General features: G+C 55.4%; 28 protein-coding genes. 13 read left to right on the top strand and 15 right to left on the bottom strand.

The window, feature by feature from the left end; genetic code table 11:
* Window positions 1-167 precede the first annotated feature (167 nt).
* Complete coding sequence (locus FHT76_RS03985; RefSeq protein WP_259184429.1) at window positions 168-377, top strand: hypothetical protein; 210 nt, start codon at window positions 168-170, stop codon at window positions 375-377.
* Between the two features lie 138 nt (window positions 378-515).
* Here the strand turns inward: FHT76_RS03985 and FHT76_RS03980 are convergent, their stop codons facing one another.
* On the bottom strand, window positions 516-1,049 hold the full coding sequence (locus tag FHT76_RS03980) for a hypothetical protein (protein ID WP_259184428.1): 534 nt from the start codon (window positions 1,047-1,049) through the stop codon (window positions 516-518).
* Between the two features lie 115 nt (window positions 1,050-1,164).
* On the opposite strand from FHT76_RS03980, the gene FHT76_RS03975 reads away from it, so the two are divergent.
* On the top strand, window positions 1,165-1,674 hold the full coding sequence (locus tag FHT76_RS03975) for a hypothetical protein (RefSeq protein WP_259184427.1): 510 nt from the start codon (window positions 1,165-1,167) through the stop codon (window positions 1,672-1,674).
* A gap of 13 nt (window positions 1,675-1,687) precedes the next feature.
* On the opposite strand, the gene FHT76_RS03970 is transcribed toward FHT76_RS03975, so the two are convergent.
* The 4 genes from FHT76_RS03970 to FHT76_RS03955 all read right to left on the bottom strand — a co-directional run bounded on the left by FHT76_RS03970 (window position 1,688) and on the right by FHT76_RS03955 (window position 4,750).
* Window positions 1,688-2,368: a hypothetical protein gene (locus tag FHT76_RS03970; protein ID WP_259184425.1), complete on the bottom strand. Its 681-nt coding sequence runs from the start codon at window positions 2,366-2,368 to the stop codon at window positions 1,688-1,690.
* A 59-nt stretch (window positions 2,369-2,427) separates the two neighbouring features.
* A complete protein-coding gene (locus tag FHT76_RS03965; protein ID WP_259184424.1) occupies window positions 2,428-2,745 on the bottom strand; it encodes a helix-turn-helix domain-containing protein in 318 nt (105 codons plus the stop codon).
* A 214-nt stretch (window positions 2,746-2,959) separates the two neighbouring features.
* Complete coding sequence (locus FHT76_RS03960; protein WP_259184423.1) at window positions 2,960-3,649, bottom strand: hypothetical protein; 690 nt, start codon at window positions 3,647-3,649, stop codon at window positions 2,960-2,962.
* A 378-nt stretch (window positions 3,650-4,027) separates the two neighbouring features.
* On the bottom strand, window positions 4,028-4,750 hold the full coding sequence (locus FHT76_RS03955; RefSeq protein ID WP_259184422.1) for a hypothetical protein: 723 nt from the start codon (window positions 4,748-4,750) through the stop codon (window positions 4,028-4,030).
* Between the two features lie 211 nt (window positions 4,751-4,961).
* On the opposite strand from FHT76_RS03955, the gene FHT76_RS03950 reads away from it, so the two are divergent.
* The 3 genes from FHT76_RS03950 (at window position 4,962) to FHT76_RS03940 (ending at window position 7,373) form a co-directional block, all read left to right on the top strand.
* The gene (locus FHT76_RS03950; protein WP_259184421.1) at window positions 4,962-6,056 is read left to right on the top strand and encodes a hypothetical protein; all 1,095 of its coding nucleotides are present in this window, start codon (window positions 4,962-4,964) and stop codon (window positions 6,054-6,056) included.
* A gap of 298 nt (window positions 6,057-6,354) precedes the next feature.
* Window positions 6,355-6,717, top strand: a complete 363-nt coding sequence (locus tag FHT76_RS03945; RefSeq protein WP_259184420.1) for a hypothetical protein — start codon at window positions 6,355-6,357, stop codon at window positions 6,715-6,717.
* 128 nt (window positions 6,718-6,845) lie between these two features.
* Window positions 6,846-7,373, top strand: a complete 528-nt coding sequence (locus FHT76_RS03940; RefSeq protein ID WP_259184419.1) for a GNAT family N-acetyltransferase — start codon at window positions 6,846-6,848, stop codon at window positions 7,371-7,373.
* 23 nt (window positions 7,374-7,396) lie between these two features.
* On the opposite strand, the gene FHT76_RS03935 is transcribed toward FHT76_RS03940, so the two are convergent.
* Complete coding sequence (locus tag FHT76_RS03935) at window positions 7,397-8,434, bottom strand: hypothetical protein (protein ID WP_259184417.1); 1,038 nt, start codon at window positions 8,432-8,434, stop codon at window positions 7,397-7,399.
* A 281-nt stretch (window positions 8,435-8,715) separates the two neighbouring features.
* Between FHT76_RS03935 and FHT76_RS03930 the strand changes: the two genes are divergently transcribed.
* A complete protein-coding gene (locus tag FHT76_RS03930) occupies window positions 8,716-9,852 on the top strand; it encodes a hypothetical protein (RefSeq protein WP_259184416.1) in 1,137 nt (378 codons plus the stop codon).
* A gap of 11 nt (window positions 9,853-9,863) precedes the next feature.
* Here the strand turns inward: FHT76_RS03930 and FHT76_RS03925 are convergent, their stop codons facing one another.
* On the bottom strand, window positions 9,864-10,490 hold the full coding sequence (locus FHT76_RS03925; protein ID WP_259184415.1) for a hypothetical protein: 627 nt from the start codon (window positions 10,488-10,490) through the stop codon (window positions 9,864-9,866).
* Between the two features lie 24 nt (window positions 10,491-10,514).
* Entirely contained in the window at window positions 10,515-11,180 is a 666-nt protein-coding gene (locus tag FHT76_RS03920) for a hypothetical protein (RefSeq protein WP_259184414.1), read from the bottom strand.
* Between the two features lie 277 nt (window positions 11,181-11,457).
* On the opposite strand from FHT76_RS03920, the gene FHT76_RS03915 reads away from it, so the two are divergent.
* A complete protein-coding gene (locus FHT76_RS03915) occupies window positions 11,458-12,051 on the top strand; it encodes a hypothetical protein (RefSeq protein WP_259184413.1) in 594 nt (197 codons plus the stop codon).
* A gap of 36 nt (window positions 12,052-12,087) precedes the next feature.
* On the opposite strand, the gene FHT76_RS03910 is transcribed toward FHT76_RS03915, so the two are convergent.
* Window positions 12,088-12,732, bottom strand: coding sequence for a hypothetical protein (locus FHT76_RS03910; RefSeq protein ID WP_259184411.1), 645 nt, complete (start codon window positions 12,730-12,732; stop codon window positions 12,088-12,090).
* A gap of 413 nt (window positions 12,733-13,145) precedes the next feature.
* Between FHT76_RS03910 and FHT76_RS03905 the strand changes: the two genes are divergently transcribed.
* Complete coding sequence (locus FHT76_RS03905) at window positions 13,146-13,514, top strand: hypothetical protein (RefSeq protein WP_259184410.1); 369 nt, start codon at window positions 13,146-13,148, stop codon at window positions 13,512-13,514.
* Window positions 13,515-13,743: 229 nt separating this feature from the next.
* On the opposite strand, the gene FHT76_RS03900 is transcribed toward FHT76_RS03905, so the two are convergent.
* Entirely contained in the window at window positions 13,744-14,118 is a 375-nt protein-coding gene (locus FHT76_RS03900) for a hypothetical protein (protein WP_259184408.1), read from the bottom strand.
* 25 nt (window positions 14,119-14,143) lie between these two features.
* On the bottom strand, window positions 14,144-14,446 hold the full coding sequence (locus FHT76_RS03895) for a hypothetical protein (protein ID WP_259184406.1): 303 nt from the start codon (window positions 14,444-14,446) through the stop codon (window positions 14,144-14,146).
* 146 nt (window positions 14,447-14,592) lie between these two features.
* On the opposite strand from FHT76_RS03895, the gene FHT76_RS03890 reads away from it, so the two are divergent.
* From FHT76_RS03890 to FHT76_RS03880, 3 genes are all read left to right on the top strand, one after another.
* Window positions 14,593-14,796 (top strand): hypothetical protein, encoded by a 204-nt coding sequence (locus FHT76_RS03890; RefSeq protein WP_259184405.1) that lies wholly within the window; start codon window positions 14,593-14,595, stop codon window positions 14,794-14,796.
* A gap of 279 nt (window positions 14,797-15,075) precedes the next feature.
* Window positions 15,076-15,555 carry a hypothetical protein gene (locus FHT76_RS03885; RefSeq protein WP_259184404.1) on the top strand — a complete coding sequence of 160 codons (480 nt, stop codon included), beginning with the start codon at window positions 15,076-15,078 and terminating at the stop codon, window positions 15,553-15,555.
* Window positions 15,556-15,686: 131 nt separating this feature from the next.
* A complete protein-coding gene (locus tag FHT76_RS03880) occupies window positions 15,687-16,916 on the top strand; it encodes a hypothetical protein (RefSeq protein ID WP_259184403.1) in 1,230 nt (409 codons plus the stop codon).
* Between the two features lie 195 nt (window positions 16,917-17,111).
* Here the strand turns inward: FHT76_RS03880 and FHT76_RS03875 are convergent, their stop codons facing one another.
* Window positions 17,112-17,258: a hypothetical protein gene (locus tag FHT76_RS03875; protein WP_259184402.1), complete on the bottom strand. Its 147-nt coding sequence runs from the start codon at window positions 17,256-17,258 to the stop codon at window positions 17,112-17,114.
* A gap of 16 nt (window positions 17,259-17,274) precedes the next feature.
* Here FHT76_RS03875 and FHT76_RS03870 point away from each other — a divergent pair, with 16 nt between their 5' ends.
* Entirely contained in the window at window positions 17,275-17,763 is a 489-nt protein-coding gene (locus FHT76_RS03870; RefSeq protein ID WP_259184401.1) for a hypothetical protein, read from the top strand.
* A gap of 13 nt (window positions 17,764-17,776) precedes the next feature.
* Here the strand turns inward: FHT76_RS03870 and FHT76_RS03865 are convergent, their stop codons facing one another.
* Window positions 17,777-18,490, bottom strand: a complete 714-nt coding sequence (locus FHT76_RS03865; protein WP_259184400.1) for a hypothetical protein — start codon at window positions 18,488-18,490, stop codon at window positions 17,777-17,779.
* Between the two features lie 1,055 nt (window positions 18,491-19,545).
* Between FHT76_RS03865 and FHT76_RS03860 the strand changes: the two genes are divergently transcribed.
* Window positions 19,546-20,208 (top strand): hypothetical protein, encoded by a 663-nt coding sequence (locus FHT76_RS03860; RefSeq protein ID WP_259184399.1) that lies wholly within the window; start codon window positions 19,546-19,548, stop codon window positions 20,206-20,208.
* A 103-nt stretch (window positions 20,209-20,311) separates the two neighbouring features.
* Here the strand turns inward: FHT76_RS03860 and FHT76_RS03855 are convergent, their stop codons facing one another.
* Together FHT76_RS03855 and FHT76_RS03850 are read right to left on the bottom strand one after the other, a co-directional pair.
* Window positions 20,312-20,539: a hypothetical protein gene (locus FHT76_RS03855; protein WP_259184398.1), complete on the bottom strand. Its 228-nt coding sequence runs from the start codon at window positions 20,537-20,539 to the stop codon at window positions 20,312-20,314.
* Window positions 20,540-21,402: 863 nt separating this feature from the next.
* Complete coding sequence (locus FHT76_RS03850; RefSeq protein ID WP_259184397.1) at window positions 21,403-22,017, bottom strand: hypothetical protein; 615 nt, start codon at window positions 22,015-22,017, stop codon at window positions 21,403-21,405.
* Window positions 22,018-22,181: the final 164 nt, after the last annotated feature.

Genomic DNA, 22,181 nt, shown 5'->3' with positions numbered 1-22,181 from the left:
AAAATGCAATTAAAGTGAAGCTCTTAGGCAAACGGCACGGTCAGGCTTAGGATTTCGGTAGATCAAAAGCCTGTCCGGATTTAGGAGGATAGGACACGGCTCCAGCCGGTCACGCTTGCCTCGCACGCGACCGACGACCAACATTCACGATAGTGAAGGAGAGCATTATGTCGAACAGCGACAACGATCCCGCGAATTCGCCATCGCACGGCCACAAGAACCCCGATCGAACAGACAGCCTGCCGACTTCAACGCGCTCGGTCCGCAAGTCGAAATATACGATCGAGGAACTGATCGAAGGCCATGTGCCAGGCCCCATTTCCGAAGAATTGCGGGCGTGGGAGGTTTCTCCGGCAGTCGGAAACGAAGTCTGGTAGTGGATCGCGTGAAACGCTGGATGGCGTTATGCGCAAGACGTCATGCGCATATGGCCCCTGATCAGCTCCTTCAAGCGATCTCGGCAGCGGCCCAGGTTCCGGAAGCACGGTATCCTCTCTGAGGCGGCTGTAACTCGGTCAAAGGCCAGGGGTTTTGAGTGGTCCCGCGACTTTGTTCGCGTTGACCCCCTGAAGTTCTTCAAGAACAGTATATGCGGTCTCCAAATCCGCACTGTCGATCCCGAACTTTGGATCGTTGGTCGCGCGGAACTCGGCGCTGCGGTCTTCCAAGTCGACGCGGAACCGATTTGAAGTCGGCAGATACCAAAGTGCTGCGTCGTCGAGGTTCGTGATGAACTGCGGCTCCGGAGCCGGCCGAAAATCCGGATCGTACTTGTCCAGCCTCACCAAGACCGCATGAACCAACTTCATTCCGATCGCCACCGCTTCGGAATCAGGCCAGGTCATCCCGAGTTCGCTACGGAACTCCAGAGCAAGGCGGTCGGCGGACATGCCTACGCCAGGTGTGGCCCACCGGCTGTATACGCGCCCGCATTCCTCGTCTGTGAGCGCCTCGATGCGCGGAAAATGTTCGGCGCGGAACGCCGCCACCTTCGCATTGTGCGCATCGATCCATTCGGGCATAAGAACGCTTTCGGTTTCAATGGTCATATTCAGCTCCTGCTGACGTCAATCTACCCGTGGGAATGGCATGCAGCAAGCGAAGTGCCGAGGTATTGCCACATCGATGTTTTCCACCAGACAATGAAGGAAACAGGAGGCATGAATGGCCAAGCTCAAATTCATAACCGACGCGGAAGACATCCTCTTCGATATCGATAGGCACGATGCCGAGGAAAGGGAATCCGGCGTCATCGGACCAGGAGCGATGGCCCTCATTCGCCTGATGTACTTCGAGTTCAACCGCGATGCCGAGGAAATCGCGCGAGTGAGCCGCTTCGATCTTTCGAAAATTCGGGAAGTGATCGCCCAGTCAACGTCCGCGGCAATCGAGACAGCCTCGACCAGCGAGGACAATGGATACCAACGGGCGTCTGTGACAAAGCCAGGCTTCATCACGGACGCCGAGGACATGCTCTTCGACATGGACAGGATGGACGCAGAAGACAAAGCGGCAGGCATCATTCGACCCCACAAAAAGGACTCCATCAGGCACATGCACTTCGGCTTCAATCGAACTGCGGACCAAATCGCGAGGTCGTTGGAGCTAGAGGTAACCAAGGTTCAAGAAGTGATCGATCTGAGCACTCCTGAAGAAATCGCAGTCTGGCGATAGCGGACGGCGGCCGTCACATCCGGGTGCCACGGCCTTGGGGCCGTGGTGCAACGTCGATAGCCTGCCCACCGTGGTTGGGAATGATTGGAAGGTCAGTCGCATCAGCGAGAGCTTCGATCTCGGCCGCGAACTCCGGGTAAGGGTTCCTGTTATAGCGACCCGTCGTGTGGCAATCGGAAACCATGTCGGGGTTCCGCACGACTTCACCTTCCGGGAGCACGCACAGGCAAACCTTGCCGACGGTGACGCCAGCGTCGTCTGGACCCACCAGTACAAACCAACGCCGAGGATGGCGACCCTCTGCCTTTTGCTCCATCTCGTAAAAAACGCCGATCGCGGTCTGGGTCAGACCGCCAGCGTATCTAGCTCCCTGATCAGAGTCGATTTCCGCCCAGCGATCACCGGAATCCAGCTCGAGTACGGTCTTCAAGGTCGGAGACATCATCCCGTCGACAACACTGCCGAGGGTCTGGACCGAAATTCCAGACCGGACCGTCCAAACGTACTCGAACGCACCGTCTCCCATCAGGGTGACCGGCCGCTTTCCGCCCATGTAGTTTATGAGGTAGGTGCCGTCGGCACGACGGTAAACCGTCTGGCGACCTTCGTTGACGTGATTTTGGTTAGGATCATGCTCGCCGCCGATGATGTGGTGGACGTGCATTCGAACCGTCTGTTTGCCGAGATTTTCCATGTGGAGCTCCTGTTCCGTCCACGCTATCGACCAAGGGCGCAAGAGGCAACTCCGACCCGCTAGCGGCGAGGCGCGCTGGACGAGGATTGCCTTATCGAAGCAGGTTCTTTCGGGACAAAGCCAACCGTGAAGCCGAACAGTCGCGCAATCCGTTCCAGGGTTTCGATGGTCGGATTTGCCTTGCCTGTCTCGATTTCAAGGACCTGCCGCTTGGTTATCCCGGCGATCGTCGAGAACTGGGCCTGAGTAAGGCCCAAGGACTTCCTGATCTCAACGACGGCAGAAGGGAACCTCAGCTCGCCAGTTGCAGCTCTTTCACTTAGGCGTGAGCGGTTCTCGCGGACTTCTTCTTTTGTCGGCTTCTTCCATCTGGGCATTGAGGTCCCTCCACTGATGCTCTCGGCGACCATCTGGCAACCATTATAGCAACTTCGATGACCTCGCGAGGCACGCCGATCTGGTTCACGATAACCTGGACTTGATGTCCAATCGCAATGATTAAGCCCCTTATAAGGGTCATATAACAGTGATTATTGAAGTTATCAAACCATTAAAGGGATATTTAGCGCTGACACCTTGAACGATGTTATTCTATCTGCGGGTGGCGAACGGCCCCATTTCGCTTGTCATCGTGCGTCCATTGATCGTGACTTTGAACGGGGCATCAGGGTGTGACGCCCATGAAAACATCAGCTCGTTTCCATCTCGCGTGCCGCTGAATTGTCTCTTCTCGACCCGTTTCACATAAGGTCCACGTGGAACACGCTGCTCACGTATGGTGTCGACTGCATAGCCCTTAAACACTCCCGCATGGTCTTCCTCGATATGAAGGACGGTTTGGCTTTTTATCGTCTCGAGGTCCGTGAGGGGAAATTGCCAAGTAGTTCCCTTCAAGGAATTCTTGGCATCGTTCGTATCCTTCGTGCCAACGGCCGCATCTTCGTAAACCGTGCAATTCTGCACCTCGATGCTTGTCCTCAATATTGGCGTCGTCCCGAATAAGCTTTCCTGCCCGGAATTCCCGCCACGCAGGATCGTCGTCTGCGGTGTGGAGTCGAGGTAGTACTCGACCTTCGAGCAAGAGGGTGCCGAGCTTGTGATTTTGATCTCGGCCGTGAAGCTCGGCTCAGAGCCGCCGGAACTCAAAACTTCAACAGACCCAGTGCAGCGGCCAACGGGCTTGTCGAAGTTGCAGTCTGCCGCTGCAGGAGCGGCCGCTGGTACGCCCAGTGACGACAGGGACAGAAGTAACAGTGAAACTTGACGCATGATGGTGTTCATAGCCCCTCTAACATCGTCGGCCTTCAGAGAGTACAGCCAGCGAAGAAGACCAACCTCCTCCAATTGGGTTACATTGTGAATTGGCATGCTTGCTATGCACCGCACAGACGGCTTCAGTGGCCGAGAAAGCTCATTATCGGCCACAGGCCGCAGGCTCGGGATGCTGATCGACGTATGGTTACACCATTGTGGGTTCCGCATCGTGAAAACAAAAAAGGCTCCTTTCGGAGCCTTTCCCATGGCGTTGCCGCCGAACGAGTGTGCCTTACCGTGGTGGTCCGACCTCAAAGGGTGCACTGGCAGCAGCGACCTTTCGGAAGCCTCGTTGTCCGCTGCTGATCTTAGAATAGTCGCCGACGGCGACTATCGCAAGCTGGGTTACCCCATCTTGGGGGCAGCGACGATCGGCTTGGCGGGCAGTTCATCTTCCGCCTCGAATGCATCCATTTCCGCCTTATTGCGGTACGCTTCGTCGATCTTGTCCTGCCACCCAGCGAGATCGTCCGGCGAGAGCAACCCACGACCAGTCAGGTAATCTCGAACTTCCTCGAGACCTTCGATATCGTAATCGTGGAACGACGTGTTCCATGCCGGGTAGGCGACGGTGAACGAGCGACTTGGGCCACCAGGTTCCCAATGGAGCATTCCCGGATTTGCCAGCAGGCTGCTGGCGTCCTTGAGCGGTTCGATTTCGACGGTTTCCATCTTCTGATCGTCGTCGTTCCACTCGTGCAGATGCGTAATCATCCTGGCGAGGCCGTCGGCACCAGCCTTGCCCCCACGCTTGAAAAACTCGGCCTGGGCGATCTCAGCGCCGATGATCGTATTGAAGTTGGTAAAGCGCTGGGCGGCGACAAAATTGCCTTCCCGGAGGTCAACGAGCACGTAGCCGTAGTCGGAGGGCACATTCGCAATCTTGCCGAAGCCCTCGCTGAAGACGTCGTTTTCGTACTTGTCGAGAAACTCTCGGAGTTCGCTGACATCGCCAGTTTTGGCGAACCCTTCGTTGATAATAGCACCAGGCATGAATTTGGTGTGCGCCTCGATCGTCTTCAGCGCGCCGTCTTGTTCAATGATGCCGATCGCAATCCTGCCGCCCATGGAAATGCCTTCTCCGTAAAACCGTTACCGCAAACTATAGCGGATGAACGCACAGAACAATGCGGTAGGCGACCCACGGTCGATAAGGACCATTATAGGTCAGTGCGGGGAAGGCCTGAGCAAGGGCAGGTTGCGGAGCAGTCCGGACGGTTGGCTTTGTCGATAAATCTGGACTATCGTTCCATCCCGTCACGATGGCGATGGAGGCGATATGCGGGTAGCCGTACCGATCTTCTACGACGCAGCGGGTATCAGAAAGGGGAACCAGGTTCGATCGACGCTTCTATTCCACGAACTGGTGGACGTGGATGTCCACGACGTCGACGGAACCTCCGCGCCGATTGCCTTGACATGGCGCGACGATCCGCCGCCGTCCATCTTGGGGGCAGCAGCCTGGGTGGTTGAAGTCGGTGCCGAGATGCAGCATGTCCGTTATTTCGAAGGGCAATTCTGGCGGCCCTTAGAGACGCGGAAGGCGATCGGGCGCGGAGACGGCCGAGCGATCACCTGCCGGGAATTCTTCGAGGCGGTGGAATCCGGATTGCACCGTGCGGTATTCCCACTGCCTCCAGAAAGACCCGCGCGCTTCGACAGAGATACCGAGTATTTTGGGTCCATAATATCGACCAATCGCGGGCGGTCTGCTGCGGCCGTCAACAGTGCGGCTTCCAGACTCCTTGTCGTTGACGGCTACGTGTATGAAAAAGCGATAGAACCGTACGTGATCCTAGCCGGCGCGCGCTTTGCCACGCCAGTACGTGATGGGGTTGTCAAGCATGCCCATTGCGCGATCATTCGCGTGGTCGCTTTCGAATATGACGGCTCCGCCCTGGAACGTTGTGAGACGTATCCGATCCAGCGTTTCGACGAAGCCGTCGCGAAGACGAAGATGCTGACCGCCGGATCACGAAAGGAACAGATGGAGGCATTGACCACCTACAACCTTACGAGGAATCCCGTAATCGAACTAGACTTGTTGAACTATCCAGCAAGCGCCGTTGTTTCCGAATGCCGCCTCCGCCTTCGGGAATTCCTTTCGGGTCAGGCAACCGCTCCGAAATTCCTCTCAGCGGACCGCACTGAACTTCGACTGCTATGCGATCTGCATGACGCGCTGGAAAGCCTTCCAGACGAGGCCTCATTGGCGGCCGTAGAGACACTGGGAAAGCGTTTCATTGAAAGCTATGAGGAGGCTAGACAGTTTCCCGACGACGGCCTTTCTCTCCTCAGGGCGGCGATAGCAGCGGCGGAAGACAGACCAATCCAATTGAACACTGACATTTTCTCACATCTCACTGACGGATAAGGACCATCGTCAGCCGCCATCCGGCGTGCTGTGGCCGCGTCTGCGTGTCGTCGTCAAGCGCGATGGAGAATCCCTTTCGAATATCACTTCAATGGACGATAAGGATCATTATCGGCCATCGAAGCGCTACAGAATGAAGCGTTTTGTCATCGTCGGTGTCATTGCCGAATGCGGTGATATCCCTCACAGAACAAGAAAAAAGCGATCCATTGCGACCAATCTTGGACGATTCTGTAATCCATATTTGACAATATGACACCACGTAGTTACACAACTGCAAGCGCAGCTGGAGTCATCGATGATAGTTCATGACATTTTGGTTGATCGAAAGAAGGCGGTTCTCGATCAAATAGCGTCACTGGAACAAGAGATCGCCGAGATCGACAGGATGCTGGCCCTGTCCCCGCCGCCGTCGGCCAAGGGTGTTCCCTTATCCAGGATGACGAAGGAGGAGCAAATCCTCGAGGCGATCAAGGCCGGACACCACACCCCCGCGCAGATCACAGACCATCTGTCGAAGGCCATCGGAAAGACGATCAACAGCGGGACGATCCGCACCAGGCTCCACAGAATGAAGGTCGAAGGCAAGATCATCAGAGATGCTAGAGGCTGGAACACAACCGCCGCTGCCGAGCGTGCGGACCCTCAGCAACACGATTAAATTGATCGTTGCAGAGCCTGAGGGTATCCGTAGAGCCAGTTCAGCCATCTAACTGGGAGTAACGTGTCTTCATCATTCCAGAACCCCCAAAGCCGATCCCTCTGCACGAGATCAAACTGGCCGATCTGATGGCACCGAAGTCCCATTCGAAGGAAAGGGAGGCAATAATCACGCGCGCCTGCTCCGATCCGAAATATCTGAACAAGAAGCTTGGCTTCAATCCCATTGTCGACCTCCTAACACGGGAGGAGCAACTCCGCTATCGCATGAAAGACGTCGATTGCGGCATGGATGGCTACAGCATGGCCTTTGACCAGCCCGCAGGACTGCTTGCGGTCTATGACTCCGCTGGGAAGGTTATCGGTGGGATCAAAGACAAACGTGTCCTCGTGCTACCTGAACATCGCGGGCAGGGGATCGGCGCGGAGATGATTATCCAGGCATTCGAGACTGGAGTAATGCATCCGAGTACGATGAACGTTGGCAACTCCCTGACGACTGCAGGGCGCGCCAATCGCAAAGCCGCACACCGTATCGCCGTGGAGCGGGCGGTGCGGGCGGGCGTAGATATGAATCCTGAGGTTCTGGCCAGCTACGCTGACTTCGCGCCGGGTTGGACGTCTACACATTCGGCCAGAAGTACACCTAAACCGTAAGAATGTGCGGCCACGCTAACGCTCTAACTGCCAAGCCGTAAAGAAGCGTTTCTCTTTAGGTCCACCGTTGCGTAGCGCTCAAGAGCGATTCTGGCATGGGCGATGAGCGCTCGCCGTTGGGGGGACAGAGCAGGCGAGTCCCAGGATAGAAACGTGTTGATAACGGCTTCGTCCACCGACGGCGTTAGGCCGGCATGGTATTTCGCGACGCTATCACGAACATCAACCCACTGAGCGACCGTTTCCTTGGGATACTCGCCGACGTCTGAAGCCGTGTCCAAGAGGAACCGGTTTATCATTCGAGCAAGATAGTCACTTCGACCGTTGAATGCTAACGCTGTAGAATCAAATACTTTGACGTCATGAACTACCCCATCTTGATAGGTTTCAGTCAAATCCTCGGAGTGATCAGCATCGTCAAGTGAAAACCGAAAAATGCTTGAATCGTTGAATTCGGCGTCTAAATCGAACCTAAACCAAGACTGCCCGTCGTCCTTGCTGAAATCAGGCCATACTTCGACAATATCGAGAGGTTTGGGATTACTTCTGTCGATCACCCGCAGGTGGAGACGTGAAGCCTTTTGAAAGACGTGTCCCTCCATCACAATTAAGGTGTCGGCAACGGCCTCCATTTCAGCGAGACATTCAGGTTCGGTAGACGAGGAAATGATTGAATTTTTTGCAAGATTAAACGCTCTGCCGTTTGAATAGGCGTGAAGCAATTGCAATGCATTTTCCGATTTCACGAGTCCTCGAAAGATAGATCGATGCGGGCTTTTGTAAGCATCGCTCACCTTGCCCTCGAAATCCGACAGAGCTAGAAGTCTCCCTGTCACTTCATCCATAACAGGTGCGTAGACTGAGCCGCGCCATCTCACGCATTGACATCTTAATAGTTCGGCATGGTCCCCGAAGTCTTCTCCAAGAAAAATAGACCAAGTCGCCAAAATATCGACATCCGCTTTGTCGACTACAGGGACATCACGATCAACATAGCCGACCATCGCCCGCTTCTTTGTCTCGCCCCCGACAAGTTGGTGAACATAGTAGAAATATGGCAACGAAATTTTCATTGGCACATAAGGCAAACTGACACGTCCGATGTCAAGCTGTTGACGCGATCGTTCTAAGGGTCATATCGGAAACCGAACGGGTCAGTGGCCGATAATGACGTTTATCGGACGCGGACAGGTTCGCGCCGGACGCTGGCGCTGTACACTTCGACGCCCGAGATCATTGAAGAGCATGGTCGATAGGATGCGGATCGAGTTGCCGCCTCCATCCTTGGCGCTTTCAAGCCGACGGGCGATATTGCGGCTAACGGTTATCTGGAAGGTGCCACTTGAGCATTCCCGCGCGGTTCCCATTCGCCTATACAGCAGACGTTCGCACTGCGAGAGGCTTCTTTGATAATCGAGTTCTCGTGGACACTGTCGACATAGACGTACCGACCATGGCGGACGCGGAGTGTCCGGTAGTCATGACATGGCGGACTAGCTGGGATGGTCGTCGCCCCGGGAACGCGTTCGTCGCCGAACACGATAAAAAGACTTTTGTTATACGCCACCGCGGCGGGCGTTTTTATTCTCCCGTGGAGCCGAACGACAAGGGGTTGGGACATCTATCCGAGGACCACCTCCCTCGTAGGGAACGCCACGGCTACGGTGCCGAAGGCAGTGTGGCCCTCGGGAACCTCTACGACAGATATCTTCCAGGCGGGGAAAGTCGGGTCGAAGCGGTGAAGAAATGGCTGACGGGAGATTTCAAACGGCAGCCGACGGAAAGCGACATACTTAGCAGGGCGAAGTCAGACTATCTGACGAGAAAAGCAGAAGCGAAGAAGGTGGCATCTCGTCTGATGGTTATCGGAGGAGTGCTCCACGTTGAAGTCTGCGAACCAAAGTTCGTCGTCGGTACAACGTATTTCAACAATAGGAATGACATGCCACGTGGTGCGACCTGTTGCCCGCTCGTGGCGATATTGTTGGAAGAGGCAAAATTTGGAGCGAGGCTTCCGCATTTCGGAATGCGTCGGCTAGACGCTAAGGAGGAGACCCGCACGGCTTCAATGCGTCAACTCGACGAACTCATCGCCTACTACGACACTCGTGGAACGCCGATCCTCTTGCACTTCGACGATCTCGAGATTAGCGACGACGTGGAATTCGAGTTCGACGGCGAGCTGAATAGGAGGTGGCGCGTGGTCTGCGAGGTCGTCTCAATGCTCGCTGACCAAGTCCAAATGATGCCAGAAGCAGCGGCGATGGCATGGATGCGACTAAGGAGGGTTGCCGCTATGAGGGAGGCCGATGTCACCCGAGAGGCGGTGGACGATCTTTACGAAGACGTGGTCGGCCTAGTCTCATCCATTGATGTTAAAGATATGGATCGCCAGCGACTGCTCGACGCGACCGAATGGTGGAATGACGCGCCGATCAAGCTCGAGATGGGCCATCTCGCGGGCCCGGCTCCACGCTGACAAACGTCGGTCTATTGACGTACCACCCAGACTTGCCCTGCGTCGTCGACGATCTCGCGCCCTTTGAGCTCGTAATGGGCAGGTGGTGAGCCGCGTTCCCATTTCAGCTGGATGCTCGTGCCGTCGCGAGTGCCTGTAAACGATTTCCGGTCAGTTTTTCTTATCAACTGGCCCGGTCGGAATTCTTCGATGATTGTTGAGGTCCACGTCCCTGAAATGGAACCATGGGTGTCTTTGATGCTAACGACGACCGATCCTTTCGTCTTCGCCGTATCGAACTTGTAAGACCAGGTTCCAGTTAATGACGCGTTGAAAGACTCGTACGTCGTGCATTTCAGCACTGGAAGACTGTTTCGCATGATGGGTCTGGTGCCAAAGAGTCTTTCCTGCTTGCTATTCTCGCCACGTAGAAACGTCGTTTGCCGAGACCGTTCGAAATCGAACTCGACTGCGGAGCAAGAAGCCGACGAACTCTTTACCAAGACCTCAGCCGAGTAGGCGGTTTTCGAGCGTCCAGATTTCAGTAATTGAATGATGCCGTTGCAACTGCCGACGGGCTTTTCGAAATCGCAATCAACTTCTGCAAATGCAACAGGTGGGGCAGTAAGCAGAGCGGCAACAAGAACCCAAGAACGCATATGACGCACCCCATCTTTCCAAGGTTATTGCCGAGTAGCCCAGACCTGGCCGTCCTCGCCGATCAACTTCCGCCCCTTGAGCACCAGGCGGACCGGATAAGGACTGTCGCCTAATGTGAGAGTAACATTCACCCCTTCGCGGGTTCCGTTGAGCGATTTACTCTCCGTCTTCTTTTTCCATTTGCCAGGTAGGTACTGTTCATTAACCGCGTAGTTAGCTGACCCAGAGATCGCGCCGCCGCTGTCACTCAGGTCGATCCTGACGGTACCCTTGATTGTCGATAGATTGAGTTTCCGCAACCAAGTTCCATTCAATTCCGCATCTAGGCCGTCAACGGTTTTCTTGGGAGTTGCCGCATCTTCGTACGCTGTACACTTCTGCACTTGGATGCTGGTTTTCGAGATAGGAGTCGTTCCGGACAGGCTTTCCTGTGTGCTGTTTCCCCCACGCAGGATCGTCGTCTGTGGGGTGGAATCGAGGGAATACTCGACCTTCGAACAAGATTTGGCGGAGCTTTGCACCTTGATTTCTGCTGTAAAGCTGGGCGTCGAACCGCCGGAACTCAGTACTTGGATTGTTCCCTTGCAGCTTCCGACCGGCCTGTCGAAATTGCACTCTGCCGCCGCAAAGCCGATTGTCGGAGCAGACAGAAATCCAGCGGCCAGATACAGGATACTCGTAATGCGCATGCAATCCCCCTAGTTGAGGCCCATGCCTACCAGAAAAATTGTTCGCCGGGCATACCGCAATTGGAGGAGATTTAGGCACGGCAAACGAGGCCGGCGGCCGATAAGGCTCCTTATCGGCCAGCGTCCAACCGTCGCCAACAAACCACAGACGATGCTTGCCTTTCCGAAATAATCGCCTAAGTGTGGTGTACCGCCTCGGATGAGGACGGATTTGGCTGTCCCCTGGATAGGGATCGAAGGCACCAACGAGTATTCGTTTTGGTTCTGGAGACAGCCTATGTCGATCTATGCACTACATCTAAACGATCAGGAATATCTCGCCGAAAGCTTTCGGCAGGCGTTGCGCATTGCTGCCACCGTCATTCTTCCGTCCGACACCGCCCGCGACGAGGCGAAAGCGGTCGCGTGGTTTCCTCGTCTCACGGAGATGAAGGCCCAGGGAAGCGTCAATCAGTACCTCCGCTATCTCAACGCCCGTCAACTCCACTTCTCGTTCTTCGTCGACGAACACGAGGTGGGAGGGCCGCCGGATTGCCCGACATTCCGCGCGCGCTTCGACTTCAATAGTGGCCTCGATGTCAGCTACGAGGTGCAATCGAGGCTATGGGATATCGGTTTTCATAGAACTCACAGCGCCGTACCAGCGCTGACCGATGACCTGTTCGATGCCATACAGAGTGGACTGGAGAAGGCGCGGTCGGCGACCGGCGATGCCGACGTCCTCCAGAGACTGCAGATCATCGAGCAGAGAATGGGCGGGATCGCGACTGTCCCAAGCGTCGGTCGCCCTTCCGCCATCCTTGATCGCCTAGCAGACCATGCTTGCGATCTCTTCGAGGACATAGCTTACCAGGCCTTCAGCACAGGTTGAATTGTCCTTCCTTCTCGGCCAATGAGACGGAAGAGTTCACATTCCCATATTGCGCATGAGGTGAATCAAATATTCACGGTGATAAGGACCGGTGCCGAATTCCGTTTTCTGCCAGTATTTGGTGAAGTCCTGCTTGATGTCCTCGATACCATCTTTGTCTTCGAACGGACGGATAACGGAATCGATCTGGAGCCAGGACTCCTTCGAGGGATGTAGAGTGCCGTCTTTGTCGCGCACAAGCTTACCGTCTTCCAAGGGAACAGCCATGAAACAGCCCTCTGGAACCAATTCATCAACCTGTACGGCAGCGTGTTCTGAACCAGCGATGGAAATCACGCTCGGAACTGATACGGGACCAGCGTATCCGATCGCCTTATAGCGCTCGGCGGAAATGTTCTCCAATGTGTTCTCGATCTGTCGGTGCGCGTTCTCCATCACCTGGTGCATGCTTGTGCCATGTGCCCAACCCTTAGACCTTAGGTAGACAAGGGAGTCGAGCGCGTTTCGGAACTGGAAAATAGCCTCCTCGACATCTCGCTGAAACGCCGATTGGATGTCAGCGGATTTGTACTCAACTGGACTGCGGATGAAGCCAAATAAGTAAGGGGATATCGAGTGAACGATGGAACGACGCAGCCGTTCGTCGTTCTTGATGGCCGATAGAAATCGAATGTCTGTCATGGAGGTCTCGTCTTGTGGACCAGTAAATGGTGCTCAGGAAGGTTGAGGCCGTCAATCGAGGTGGACCATTGGCCGATAAAGCTGCTTATCGGCCGACGGATCGGAAGAGTCACATTCTCGGAATTAGGTAGCCCCTCCTACCAGACTAGCGGCCGCTGAACTGTTGGGATCGACGCCCTCAGTCCGCTCGTGTCTGTAGGCCCGGGGAAAGAAGAATGCTTAATTGGGCAGCAAATACAACAAGGTTCCCGACGCAGAAATAAACTAAGAGTTTACAACGGTGCCAAAAAACAAAACGCGTTATTGTCTCAGGCATCGGCCGATAAAGCTGGTTATCGGCCAGACAGGCGACGCTTGTTGAATACCGGCTGCTGACGTATGCTTCGGCGTCCGAAATGGAAATGGATTGTCACGTGACCGAGAAACTTACCTACAAAGCCATTGAAGGTTGGGCGCAGTCGAACGGTTTCTCCATCGACAGCAGCGATGGGCGTCTAAAGGCCCCATACGGCGAGGCGACGGTCGTTATTGAGCCGCTCGCCCGGGATTTTCGCGTGGTCATAGAGCATGGTGACTACAGGCACCGTCTGATCACGGCTACTCCTTCAAAGACCTACGTGGACGACAATGGAATGCTTCAAGGGGCCGGTCTGTTTACCTACTTCTATACCCGCTACTTCGACAATGGAGATGACGAAATACTGCCAGTCTGGTTCAACAAGCGAGTGAGGGTCGCCATTGCGGAACGTGCTGCCGCAGCAAGGAGCGCCGCGCGCCAGTAAACATCGGGCCCCGCAGTATGTGCGCGACTGGAACCCGCGACATTTACTAGGACAAGCGAGCGCGGTGAGCCGCTCGCCGACGTCATCAGCGACGATCTCAACGAAGTCCTGGAAGCTGTCGCCACCCAGGATGCAGAGGCTACCGCCAAGGCAATTCCAACAGTTGGTGGCCTACGCACCTAAGAAATGCCTGCCCGCTCGGTCCTGCATCGTGGGTCGAGGGGATGATCTACGGACGAGGAGATGTCACGCCCAGTGAGGGGAGGAATTTTGGTTTGTAGCGATCGAGAACGGCCACACGAACGCACCTGGCTAACGGATCGTTGAAGACTTCGAGCGCATCCATCGCCTCAATTGGCGAAAGCCAGCCGTCCGCGAGCCTCCAGCGCCTGTAAAACAACCAGTCGAAGTCATGAAGGCGGACCTTCTCTATCGTCTTTCGGACGCCTTCGTCCGACTTGTCGTCGGAAATTGAAATGACCCTGGTGCCAAATTCCTTCTTTAGGCTGGCGGTATGTTCCGCGCTGACACGTCGCCACTCCGCGACATCGGCATCGGTGATCGTGAGCAGCCGATCAAATTCAACGATGATATCGTCAGGCATCTCATCGATCGCCGACTGGACCGCCTCAGAAAATCTTGGATCGATTGTCGCTTGCTCGGGTTCCGGTAAATCCCAGATGATCATTTTGGTTCAAGACGCCCAGGACGACAGCGACGACGTCGTCCCACCGCGGGAGCGTGTCGGGGATCGCTGGGTCTATACGAGCGACCGCACCCCAACTCCTTTCGTCCGCATGACCGAGTGCGGACAACGCCTCGCATCCCATTTGGTACGCGGTTACATAACGGTGATCCCAGCCCTGTCGCTGGTCGCCGGGGAGATTGTCCTTCAAGAACCTGACGACCTCGGCCGCCCAAAGAGCCTGCACCGCGAACCTCGTTGGAAATCCCGCTCGAGTCGTTTATTAGGGCTGGTGGCGCAGATTGGCAAGCTCCATCGATATGATCGGCAAGGTGCCGATAGACAGGCACTTCCGCCGAAGCTAGGATTCTGCTTGTAAACTGGAAGATTGATATGCTTGAAAAAATTCATGACTTCACCGTTATAGTCTGCGCATTCATGACGGTATTGACCTCATGGATGGCGTTCGTCGCCGGCACCGCGCCGTGGTACTTCCCCGTCATATTCCTGGCACTCGCGCTAAGCCCAATTTGGTCCTTCTACGCCGAAAAGGCCGTGGTACATCATTTCAAGAAGAGGAAGACCGGTGCTAGATGAACTCGTACTGCGGTCAGTTAAGTTGACCAGAAGCGAAGACTTGGCCATTCGGGAATTCGCACATAAGACCGGCATACGCGTGGGAGAACTGATCAGGGCGGCGGTTGCGTCCAGGATCGGTGAATGGGAGGCCTCCGGCTCTGACACGCTGCTGGATGACGACCTTGCTGCGGTTACTTCGGCGACCCCTGGCCGATAAGGACATTTATCGGCCACGGCGCGATGCTGGTTGTTCCTTGATCGGCGCTACCATATTCTCGACGCGACTGGAGAGACGCGATGATCGCTGACGACCCTATAAATGGACCAGAAACAGTTGAGTTTAGCGTTCCGCTTTCCGACATCGTCGCCTACTGCAATCCGCTCGACGGACAGGAATGGGATTGCGCTCCGATAGAGCCAGCCGCGGTCATTGACGCCGCCAACCATCAGGAATTCGAGACGGAACATTGGCAAGAGGTGAACAAGAGGCACAGAGGACAGGCTTTCGACGACTTCACCTTCCACATCCGCCGGATGGCATTCCTCTATGCAAACGCCGACAGCAGTTCGATTGAACTCGAATTGGATCGTTTTGAGCGAAAGATGAGGCTCCGGGTTTTTGACGGTAACCACCGTCTCGGGAGCGCGATCATCAGGGATGATGCCGAGATCGGCGTTACGGTCCCCTTAGACGACGTCGAAGATTTCCTGGCTATAGTCCCGTCAGCCGTACCGACGGCTCAGAAGGTCAACGCGCCTACTGCCGTCGCGCCATAGCCGGGACCGACACCGCCTTTATCGGCCACATTTCAGAAGGTTATCCTTAGTTAACGAAGGATAACCTTAGCAGCGGTCCCGTTTGATGGTTGCGCCTTCATACCGGCATAGTCGGATGAAGGGAGAGAAACATGCGCATCAGGTTCGATCACCCAGCAGTCGTCAGCGGAGAGTGGCACAACGGCGACGTCCGACGTGAACTCGTGCGCGTGGCGGCAGATTTCGAGATCAAGGAACTGTCTGAACGAGAAGCTCCGCGCTCTTTCACAGTCGACGTGAATGGCACTGTTCTGTCCGAATACCGCATGGTAGGGGGCCGACATTACAAGAAATGGATATTCGACCAGCAGCAGGACATCCGAGAACCCGCTTCAAACCTCATGAAGTCCCTCTACACGGGCGCGAACATTGATTTCCCTGTCTTGACGGACATCCTGAAATCGGAAATTCGCGAGACCCGAAAACTCCACGGCCCGGCCCAGATCGAGAATACCGAGCGATCGGTTTTGAAGCGGGAGTTGCAAGATGGGTTCGACTCCAGAGCGATCGCACTCTTGAAGGCCCCGCACTTCAAAAAGTGGCAATGGCTGGGAAGAGATGCCGATGCCGAAATCGCCGACTGGCGTGAGAGAACCGCAGGGGTGTTCGACAAGATCATCTTGGTGGACGGATGTCCGCACTTGCTTTCCTACGAGCCTTGCTATCGGTTGGTCCATGCAGGCACTTCTCAGCCTCGCCGAGGACCCGCGGAATTGGTGCCGCACGATGTGGCAGTCTATGGAAAGACGCTAAAGGATCGCCAGACGGAGGCAAACACCGGTCTTGAGACCCTCGGGTATCTGGGTCTGGTACTCGGTGCCCAATTTTTCGCCGCTAGTGACATGGAAGGCATTGCCACGTTCGCGGAAGCAAGTGGATGGGGAATGCGACACATAGGCCAAACGATTGTCATTCACAACGAAGCCGAGCCGTTCGGCGACTTCATGGAATTGGAAACCGTCCGTCACGCACGGATCGTCCTAGACGGGGCCAGGGTGATGATCGGGCAGGTCAAGGGACAGAACCATCTGCAATACCAGTACCACGGCCGCCAGGTGGACAAGCTGGCGATGCAACGGAAAATGGAATGCCTTCGACAGGCGATCGTTGCGTGGCAGGACGAGCGAAATGGCATCGACGGCCTAGTAGCGCCATTCGAAGACCTTTGGACGGAAATCGTCCAGTGGGATGACGGTAGGCCGAAGAGGAACGCCTTTGAACTGGAAGACCAGGTGAAGGCGTTCAGGGTGCGGGAGGACTTGGCGTCCGTGAACGTTGTCACGGTTCCCTGGATCAGCCCGTTGGCCGGCCGAGAGCCATGATCGGAACCCCTATCAGTGGCATCGCGACCGGCCGCTCTTTCATGACTCCCAGGTGACCAGAAATTGGTAGTTTTTGGCTTTCGCCAATATATGGTTGGCGTATAATCCAGCGCATCACGGGGCGACCGAAACCATATGTTGCATGACGAAAAAAACCGACTGTCCATTTGTACGACGCATTCGTTGGTCTCCGAGCTAGATTGTATCGAGGCTAAACTTGACGCCGAAGGTCTTGGAGAGCTTGACCGCGGGGAAAGCGTTGATCTCGACGACGCGCTCGACAAGGCAAAGGCGATCGTCAAAGACGTCGAAAATCGACGTGCATTGACACATCAACGCCAAAGGTAGGGGCATCTCCTTGCGGCACTTCATCCGTTTCGGCGACGTGCCGGAAGGCAAAAAGTCCAAGATGTGGACCGCTCCCAACGTCTATATGCACGGAAGCGTGGGGCGTGTGCTGCCGGGCCTTTCGGCATATGGCGCGAAGCGTAAAGGCGGAAAGTGGGTGCTCGTCACTGACGAAATCAACGTCGGCTCCGGAATAGCCTCCCTTTCAGATTGCTTCTACAGGGCCGTGAACGCACCAGATAGCAACAAGATATACCTGCTGAACGGGGTTGCGACGACGTGGAAGAACATGACGTCGCAAGAGAAAGAGACATTCGCGGATTTATACCCCGGAAAGCGCTACGAGGGCTATGACATCCTTGGGACCGATGGCGAACCATTGGTGCGCGACTTCGAGATCATTTCCACTGTAAAAGTGACCGACTTGATCTGCAAAATGATAGACTTTCCCGAGGACTGGGACCTCGACCTCCCAAGTTCCCCAGATGTGGTTTCGTAGCGTTATGGCGCGCTTAAAAGAAGGACTCCACGTAGTCCGTCAACGGCACATAGCCCTCCAAGTAGACTAACTGAAGCTCGCGGTCCACGCGGAACCCGCGGAATTCAAACCACGAGAGCGCGATTTCAGTCGTCAGCTTAAGTGCCTTACGGGCAGAATCAATGGCGCGCTCGATGACGTCACTCTCCCAATACGGGATGCTGCCACTGTCACAAAGGATCATGCGGCGGTCGAGAGATGCCGGGCGTTCGCGCTCGATCGCCCCCAAAAACAACTCGGCGATGTTCTCACTGCTGTGCTCCAGGCAGCTCGCGAACGCGTAATCGTCAGGCAACGCCCCGAGCGTTCTCCGGTACAAGCTTTCTGTACTGATCTGCTCGAAGGCCTTCGCGTTGGTAGACAGCCATTCATCGATCCCGCTTTCGCGCGGGCTCAGCCTCATCCGCTGGACCAAGAAGCGCTTGAGGAGCCTTGTGCCAGATTCGCCATAGAATTCCACGAACGGGGACTCGTTCCATTGCCGAAGCCCCCGGCACATGGCAACGCCAACTGGAACCCAGTCATTTTTTCCTACCGAGCAGTGATAGGACAACCCTGCAAAGTAGCTGGCTCCGAAGGCGTCGATATTTGCTCCTATCCAGTGAAATGGGGGAACAGCCTGTCTTTTGACGTCTTTACTTTTCTCAATGGAGGAACCGACTTTACGACCGAAAAGCTTTCGAAACATTCTCAACCACTTAACGCATGGGGACAGCATCAAGTGTCTAGCGGCCGGCGAGGGTGGTCAATCCGTGAGGCCAGATGCCCGCAGCCGATAACCCTAGTTATCGGTCATCGTCCCCGTTATAAGGTTTGGGCGAAACCCTTATAACGACCGTTTCTCGCCCGCGATCACGAAATCACCGAAACGCCGGACGAAAACGGTCAAACTGAATTCCTATTCCCAACCAAGACTTCATCGCTAACAACGGGCGTTCAAATACATTTCTACGATCAGTCGCGATAACGACGACCCACTCAAGACGATTGGGTCGTCTTTCCCAAAACGGGAGTCGTCGAAGCGACAATGAATATTCCACCGCCGGGTCTCCGCACTGGTCTGCGATCCGCTTCACGGTATCAGATACCCGGCCAAAAAGGACAGTCTCTGCGTCCTGGTGATACCGCAGTCTGATTTGCTGCGCCGAGAACTCTGCGTCAGACAGATCGTCACATAGGGTGTCAGCGTCCATCCCCGGAGGGGTTTCCACAAATCTGACTTTGGAATTTGAAGATAGAGCATTATCCACAAAAGCTCGGCGGCCGGCTTCGGCCATACGCGCTTCTTCGATCGTCGCGAGAAATAAGATACGCTGCCCCACGCCCACGAAATTCCCCCCCTAGAAAGAAAAAGCGGAGATGTCGCAGTTTCCGTGGGACCGGCATTTGCGAGAAAGCTTGAGGGCCTATTCCCAATATCCCTCGAGGACGACTTCATCACTGAGCGCCAAGCATCTCCAAGGTGATGATTTACCGGAACACCGCAGTCCGTCAACCACGACAATGATAGACACGAACGACTGAAGCGATGACTGAAAACTTGTGTGGCCGATAAGCCTAGTTATCGGCCAGCGGCAGTCATTGACGCCGACGAAATCGCATTAGAAAGTGGTTCTCAACAACACCTCCCACGCCTATCGAAGAAGCGCACCCGGGAGGTTTCTTTTTGCCTTCAGGTGCAGTACTGGTCGATTGCGTGGCCGCGGCGCATGGTTCTCGAAACCGTTGAAGGGAATTCAATCCATGAGAGACTACTTCATCCGCAAGGGCGAAACGCCGAAGCTCGCTGAGCTCACCACCGTTTCCGAGCGCAAGGATGGGAACGTCCACTTCGCGAACGCCTGGGGTGGTTTCGTCTACTTCACCAGCGAAGCCCAGTTCGCGGAGCAATTCGACAGGCTGCCTGAAGACGCAGTGACGAAGCTCTTCAAGACCTATGAACCTATCTCCGTCACCGCCCTCGAAGGGGATGCGTCGATGGAAGGATTCACCAACGGTCAGGCGTGGAACGGATGGGAAGTGCCAGTTTTCACAAAGGAGACCGTTCTCGCGGCGCTCGAGGATGGCGGACATCTCGCGCACCCCGCTATCTACTCGAACACTCGCTACTTCTTCGATAGCAACACGAACGATCTATACGAGATCACAACGCAGGACGGCGACATCCCAGCTAGCTTCGACGTCAAAGCGCTTGAGCAGTTCTTGTCTCAGCCGCGTGAAGTCAAGGAAGTAGCCGCCTATGGCGAGGCCATCGGCCTTTGGATCAACCAGACCTATAAGACGGCGATCGTAGTCGACGGGGAGACGGAGCCAAAGGTCGTCTACGAGGTTGGCAACGGATGGTGCTGGGAAGATATGGCCCGTTTCGAGGAAAAGGCAGCGCCTTACGCCGGACAGAAGATGTAATCGAGCTGAGTACCGCAGAAATAATTCAAGGCCTTCAGGGGTTTCCTTGGAGGCCTTTTGTTTACGTGGCTGCCACTCGTGCGCCGCGAGCCGCCTTGATGGACTAAGAAGCTTTAGAGCCGAAGAAGTGGCGCAGCGCAGAGTCGATCACGCCGTTCGCGATGGTCCATACGATGAACACAACAACGGCGACCACGATCTGCTTCGTCGACGGGTCCGGCAGTTCGATCGAGAAGAGATCAGGGACGACGATATAGAGCAGGGCAAGCATCATCAGCGCGTTGCTGAATGGCCGCCAAGCGCCAACGAGGATGTCGGTAATTTTCTTCATGTGAGGTCTCCAAATAACACAGTAGGAATATGAGACTCTGAAATGCCCGCGCGCGTCAATTGAAAGTTCCACCGACACGTGTGAAGGGAACGGCAGTTGTTCGATGTGGGGATGCCGTAGCCGATAAGGCAGGTTATCGGTCACCGAAGGTTGCGGGAGCCGAGGTGGCGTTGGATACTTGTCGCAGTCAGTCAAAAGGGGTGGCGAACGCTTCGCTTACCGCCAGCCGCAACATGAAAGGGATGCCTGATGAACGTCGGCGAAGTGATAGAGACTCTGAAACAGCTTCCTCCAGATGCTCCATTTTGCAGGGTGGACCCGTATTCGGACACGGGATTGACCGAGATCGTGTCGATCCACCGGGAGCGGGGAGCATATAAGTCGGAGGAAGGCCAGAGAGTACATAGCGACATGGTCATCTATGTGCGGTGATGGTTCCGTTTGACGGCTACAGCTGCCTCAAGTAAGACAGTCGCCAGGCAGTCGAGGCGATAGTATCATGCGGAAGGCCCATGGCAGATGGCGCATCGATCAGATACTAGCGACTATTGGATCGCTCTTTAGGTGGCGGAAGAGTGTCGGGCTTTCTCCACAGGAATCGCCCGTCGCCGTAGGTTCCAGTTCATTCATCGTGGACGACGAGTCAATAACCGCTTGGTTCCAAGCCCATAACAGCTGTCCTGATTGCGGCGGCGCGCGATTTGTGGATGGGCCGAAAGGCGGAATGTCCCGCAATATCCGCTGCGAGAATGCAGCATGCGGATCGCAGTACAATGTTGCCGCAGTCCAAGGACACGTCCTTTTCGCACAGCGCATTCACTGGGAACATTCTGGAAAACGAACCATCCACTAAGCCAGATCAGTTAGACAGCCGCCAAATTAGGCGGCATCCGCCCTTCGTCGGGTGTTGGACGTGGCGTCAGACCAGCTGCTTTCAAAGCGTTCTTGAACTGGTGGTCGGCGTCGCCGATGTAACCGTGTTCAGCACCCATTTTTACCCACAGCCAGCGCTCCGCCACCGACGTGGGAACGATCGCGAGACAATAGGTGTCACTTCCTTCGTTGATGTCGATGATGCGATAGCCAGCAGCCTCGGCCGCCTCGCGGAACGCTACATAGACCATCCCGGCCGCCTCGCCGCGTTCAATTTGTTTCGGGAGGCGCGCGGCTGCGGCGACGGCAGAAGATGTATCGACCCCAACCGCACCGAGTAGGCATGAAAACGTCTCGACGCATTCAGAAACAGAATCAGCCCAATCGAGATACCAAGCCCGATCCGTTTCGCCGAGCGCACCAACCACAATCGCCGGAATGCCTGCATTATTAAAGACGTTCAGATCATCAAACGCATCGCCATCTGGAATAGTGCCCGCAAAGGCATGGGTGGCAATTCGCAGAGCTACTTCGCTTCCGCCTGATACCTCGTTGATAAGCGCAAGTGCGTGTTCACGGGTGAAAATGAAGTCTGTTTTTGTCAACGCGTAAACCTCGGATGGACCATGTCGTCGGCGATAAATAGAGACGTCGACACGCTTTGGCAAGCTGGTTTATTCAAGAATTCGCCGTCAGTCATTGGCCGATACTGCTAGTTATCGGACATGGTGAGGGCGGTAAAATAATCATGGCCCCACGATAACGGCGC

It is taken from the genome of Rhizobium sp. BK176 (assembly GCF_024808055.1).
This window is presented reverse-complemented; position numbering and strand designations above follow the sequence as displayed.

What these genes read in the sequence shown, in the direction of transcription:
- FHT76_RS03985 (WP_259184429.1), top strand. Translation starts at nt 168, where the DNA reads ATGTCGAACAGCGACAACGATCCCGCGAATTCGCCATCGCACGGCCAC.
- FHT76_RS03980 (WP_259184428.1), bottom strand. Translation starts at nt 1,049, where the DNA reads ATGACCATTGAAACCGAAAGCGTTCTTATGCCCGAATGGATCGATGCG.
- FHT76_RS03975 (WP_259184427.1), top strand. Translation starts at nt 1,165, where the DNA reads ATGGCCAAGCTCAAATTCATAACCGACGCGGAAGACATCCTCTTCGAT.
- FHT76_RS03970 (WP_259184425.1), bottom strand. Translation starts at nt 2,368, where the DNA reads ATGGAAAATCTCGGCAAACAGACGGTTCGAATGCACGTCCACCACATC.
- FHT76_RS03965 (WP_259184424.1), bottom strand. Translation starts at nt 2,745, where the DNA reads ATGCCCAGATGGAAGAAGCCGACAAAAGAAGAAGTCCGCGAGAACCGC.
- FHT76_RS03960 (WP_259184423.1), bottom strand. Translation starts at nt 3,649, where the DNA reads ATGAACACCATCATGCGTCAAGTTTCACTGTTACTTCTGTCCCTGTCG.
- FHT76_RS03955 (WP_259184422.1), bottom strand. Translation starts at nt 4,750, where the DNA reads ATGGGCGGCAGGATTGCGATCGGCATCATTGAACAAGACGGCGCGCTG.
- FHT76_RS03950 (WP_259184421.1), top strand. Translation starts at nt 4,962, where the DNA reads ATGCGGGTAGCCGTACCGATCTTCTACGACGCAGCGGGTATCAGAAAG.
- FHT76_RS03945 (WP_259184420.1), top strand. Translation starts at nt 6,355, where the DNA reads ATGATAGTTCATGACATTTTGGTTGATCGAAAGAAGGCGGTTCTCGAT.
- FHT76_RS03940 (WP_259184419.1), top strand. Translation starts at nt 6,846, where the DNA reads ATGGCACCGAAGTCCCATTCGAAGGAAAGGGAGGCAATAATCACGCGC.
- FHT76_RS03925 (WP_259184415.1), bottom strand. Translation starts at nt 10,490, where the DNA reads ATGCGTTCTTGGGTTCTTGTTGCCGCTCTGCTTACTGCCCCACCTGTT.
- FHT76_RS03920 (WP_259184414.1), bottom strand. Translation starts at nt 11,180, where the DNA reads ATGCGCATTACGAGTATCCTGTATCTGGCCGCTGGATTTCTGTCTGCT.
- FHT76_RS03915 (WP_259184413.1), top strand. Translation starts at nt 11,458, where the DNA reads ATGTCGATCTATGCACTACATCTAAACGATCAGGAATATCTCGCCGAA.
- FHT76_RS03910 (WP_259184411.1), bottom strand. Translation starts at nt 12,732, where the DNA reads ATGACAGACATTCGATTTCTATCGGCCATCAAGAACGACGAACGGCTG.
- FHT76_RS03900 (WP_259184408.1), bottom strand. Translation starts at nt 14,118, where the DNA reads ATGCCTGACGATATCATCGTTGAATTTGATCGGCTGCTCACGATCACC.
- FHT76_RS03890 (WP_259184405.1), top strand. Translation starts at nt 14,593, where the DNA reads ATGCTTGAAAAAATTCATGACTTCACCGTTATAGTCTGCGCATTCATG.
- FHT76_RS03885 (WP_259184404.1), top strand. Translation starts at nt 15,076, where the DNA reads ATGATCGCTGACGACCCTATAAATGGACCAGAAACAGTTGAGTTTAGC.
- FHT76_RS03880 (WP_259184403.1), top strand. Translation starts at nt 15,687, where the DNA reads ATGCGCATCAGGTTCGATCACCCAGCAGTCGTCAGCGGAGAGTGGCAC.
- FHT76_RS03865 (WP_259184400.1), bottom strand. Translation starts at nt 18,490, where the DNA reads ATGTTTCGAAAGCTTTTCGGTCGTAAAGTCGGTTCCTCCATTGAGAAA.
- FHT76_RS03860 (WP_259184399.1), top strand. Translation starts at nt 19,546, where the DNA reads ATGAGAGACTACTTCATCCGCAAGGGCGAAACGCCGAAGCTCGCTGAG.
- FHT76_RS03855 (WP_259184398.1), bottom strand. Translation starts at nt 20,539, where the DNA reads ATGAAGAAAATTACCGACATCCTCGTTGGCGCTTGGCGGCCATTCAGC.